The organism is bacterium, from assembly GCA_029210545.1.
In the GTDB taxonomy this organism is placed as follows: domain Bacteria; phylum BMS3Abin14; class BMS3Abin14; order BMS3Abin14; family BMS3Abin14; genus JARGFV01.
Genome location: JARGFV010000148.1, coordinates 1 through 3377 on the forward strand (window position 1 = coordinate 1; position 3377 = coordinate 3377).

The 3377-nt window shown below is 57.9% G+C and carries 4 protein-coding genes; all 4 read right to left on the reverse strand.

What is annotated here, in order from left to right; translation table 11 throughout:
- Positions 1-225 (reverse strand): FAD-dependent oxidoreductase (locus P1S46_11335; protein MDF1537068.1); only part of this gene is annotated, 225 nt, incomplete at its 3' end.
- 47 nt (positions 226-272) lie between these two features.
- The gene (locus P1S46_11340) at positions 273-1193 is read right to left on the reverse strand and encodes an inorganic phosphate transporter (GenBank protein ID MDF1537069.1); all 921 of its coding nucleotides are present in this window, start codon (positions 1191-1193) and stop codon (positions 273-275) included.
- Positions 1194-1841, reverse strand: coding sequence for a DUF47 family protein (locus P1S46_11345; GenBank protein MDF1537070.1), 648 nt, complete (start codon positions 1839-1841; stop codon positions 1194-1196). It abuts the gene before it with no gap.
- A gap of 59 nt (positions 1842-1900) precedes the next feature.
- A complete protein-coding gene (locus tag P1S46_11350; GenBank protein ID MDF1537071.1) occupies positions 1901-3007 on the reverse strand; it encodes an ABC transporter ATP-binding protein in 1107 nt (368 codons plus the stop codon).
- Between the last annotated feature and the right edge of the window lie 370 nt (positions 3008-3377).

A 3377-nucleotide genomic window follows, 5' to 3' on the forward strand; every position in this document is an offset into this window, starting at 1 on the left:
CAGGTGCTTGACGGCCATCTCCAGGTAGCGGACGCCGCCGTGGAGCAGCTTGGTGCTGCGGCTGCTGGTGCCCTCGGAAAAGTCGTTCTTTTCCACGAGGGCGACTTTAAGACCCCGGCTGGCCGCGTCCAGGGCGACGCCGCAGCCGGTGGCGCCCCCCCCGATCACTACCATGTCGAAGGCCTGGCCTGTCTTGAGCCTGGGCAGGATTTCTTCTCTTCTCATGGGATTTCCCTTCATTTCGTCAGGTGCGGCCTTAAGTACCAGGTACTTTAATTATACCTCAGCATGGCCAGCACCAGCGCTGCGGCGATAATGGGTGTGAGGAGCCAGCCGCTCAGGATGGAGAGCAGAGTGCGTTTATTTACAGTCCGGATCCCCTTGAGCAGGCCGATGCCGATCACCGCCCCGATGATGGCCTGGGAGGTGGAGACGGGGACGCCGACGAAAGTGTAGAAATGGACCGTGATGGCCTCGGCCAGGAGCACGACCAGGGCGGAAAAGGGGTCAAGGCGGACCAGGCGCGACCCCACGGTCACCATCACCCGCTTGCTGAAGGTGAGGATCCCCAGGCCGATACTCAGGCCCCCGATCAGCGTAGCTGAGGGAACGGAAAGGTGACCGGCTCCCACGAAGACGGCGGTCACGTTGGCCGCGTTGTTTGCCCCGAGAGCAAAGGCGCCGTATGAGCTGGCCACCACGAGGCCGATTCGAAGAAGTGCGTCGCTTTCGAGGAGGTTCAGGCTCAGCCGGTTGTTGACTATCGCCAGCGTCCGATAGACCACCATCGCCATGATGGCTCCTCCCACGGGCGTTCCCACCCAGCACGTGACCACCTTTCCCAGGCCCGTCATGTCAATATGCCTGTTGACGAGACCGATCCCCAGGATGGCTCCTACCACTGCCTGGGATGTGGACACGGGGAGGCGCCCGATCGTCATGAGGGTCACGGTTATGGCTGCGGATATGGAGGCCAGGACAGCCTGGTGGAGGTTCATCCGGGTCAGGCCCGACAGGGTGTCGATACCCGAGCGCCCCTGGAGCAAAGCGCCCATCAGGACGAACAGGGATGCCATGGTCGCCGCGGTGGTAAAGCGGAGCATCCTCGATGAGACGGCCGGTCCGATGACATTGGAAGCGTCGTTGGCTCCAAGGGACCATCCCAGGAAGACGCCTCCCAAGATGGGCAACATCTAAACCCGCCTCTTTAAACTAATGATGTTGATCCGCTTTGATACGCGGTCCGCCTGGTCGGAGACGTCACCTAACAGGACCACCAGTTCCTTGAGCTGGATCTTGAGGAAAGGGTCGATATCGGAATCGAAGAGTGTGGTGATGATCCGACGCTCGATGATGTCGCACTGGCTCTCCTTCTTGTCGATGACATCGAGTAGTTCCGGGATCCGGCGGCCCCGTTGAAACAGGTCTTCCACCTGCCTGAACACCAGGTCGCAGGCCTCCATGGAAACGCTGACCAGCTCCCGGACATCGGATACAAGGAGATCAGGTATGGCGAGTTTCTGCGTCCGGATGATGTTGAGAACGATCTCGAAGAAACGGGGGATCTGATCGATGGATTCCAGGAGCCCCATGATGTCCCCGCGGGACTCCGGGAGAAGCACCTTGCTGTACATGAGGGTCTTTATCTCTTCCCGGATGTCATCGGCCCTGGATTCGAAACGATGGGTTTCGTCAACCAGGGTCCTGAAGTCACAACTGGCATCGTCTCCAAGGCAGCTGTCGATGGCCCGTGAAAAAGTCTGCTGGACGTTACGCAGATTGTCCAGGTACGCCTCGACAAGGGCCTTTACCATGCGCTGTTTACGGAACAGAAATCGCATTTGAAGCCTCCAGCTTCAGAGTCTGGACTCCGGCGACTCTGGATTCTGGACACGTCGCTTTAAAACAGGATCATGCATTTTGCCGGATCCAGGTAAAGGTGGACTTCCTGTCCTTCGTCCAGAGGCAGGCTGTGCGAAACCTGCGCCTGGATCCTCGTTCCGTTCACGTCCACGAAAAAATAAATGAAATTACCCAGGTACGCCTTGTGGGCGACGACACCCCTGAACTGGTTCTCCATTTCCCGAGGCGTGTCTGTGACCACTTCCACGTCTTCAGGACGAATGGACACATACACCTTTTTCCCCGGTGTCGCTTCCGTGGCGCCGTCCGTTGAACACAACACCTTCTCGCTGAATTCAGTGCGAACACAGACTGCCCCGGATGGCGATGGGATTGCTGCAGTGGTGTCCCGGATGGCCTGAACGATCTCGCCGGATATAAAATTCATGGTGCCGATGAAATCGGCGACAAATTTACTGGCGGGTTTTTTATAGATCTCCTGGGCAGTGCCGATCTGCACGATTTTCCCCGAGTCCATGACGGCGATCCTGTCGGAGATGACCATGGCCTCTGCCTGATCGTGGGTGACATAGACGGATGTGATGCCCATGCGTTTGACCAGGCCCTTAATTTCAAACCGCATCTTTTCCCTCAACTTCGCATCCAGGTTGCTCAGGGGTTCATCCAGCAGCAGCACCTTGGGATTTCTCACCAGCGCCCGCGCAAGGGCCACCCGCTGCTGCTGTCCACCGCTCAACTGGGACGGGTACCGGTCCCCTAACCCCTTCAGCCCCACAAGCTCCAGTGCTTCCAGCGTTCTTTCCTGGATATTGTTCCTGGACAGCTTCTGAATTTTCAAGCCGTATGCGACATTGTTGAAGACCTTCATATGCGGCCATACGGCATAGTTCTGGAACACCATGCCGATCCCCCGTTGTGACGGATGGACAAACCCTTCCGAGAGCATCGGCTTGCCGTCGATAACGATGTCCCCCTCTTCCGGTGTTTCCAGTCCGGCGATGCAGCGTAAGGTGGTGGTTTTGCCGCACCCGCTGGGCCCGAGAAGGGTCAACATCTCTCCCTGCTTCACCTCAAGGTCTATGTGGTTGACTGCCACCACCTTCTTGTAGCGCTTGAGCAGGTTCCTGATCTCGATGAATGCCATTTAATATCTCCCATGATGATTTAGTACCCGGTACCCGGTATCGATCATCGCTCCGGGCGCCTCTCCCGGACAAGGCATGTGTATTGTGCGGGGTTAACGCTCCACGCTAAGCGAAAAACGCGGTTTTCGCTTAGCTCACGAACCGATGAATCAAACATACCACCATCGGTTCGGACGCCCACGCGGGCGCGTCGAGGATCGGCTCCCCTATTCATCAGTACTCCAGGCAGCCTTGAGCATGTTGCCGCCGACTGACTGTAAGGGTCGCGGGAAGTCCTGCCGGGACTGCCCGCTCCACGCTAAGCGAAAAACGCGGTTTTCGCTTAGCTCACGAACCGATGAATCAAACATACCACCATCGGTTCGGACG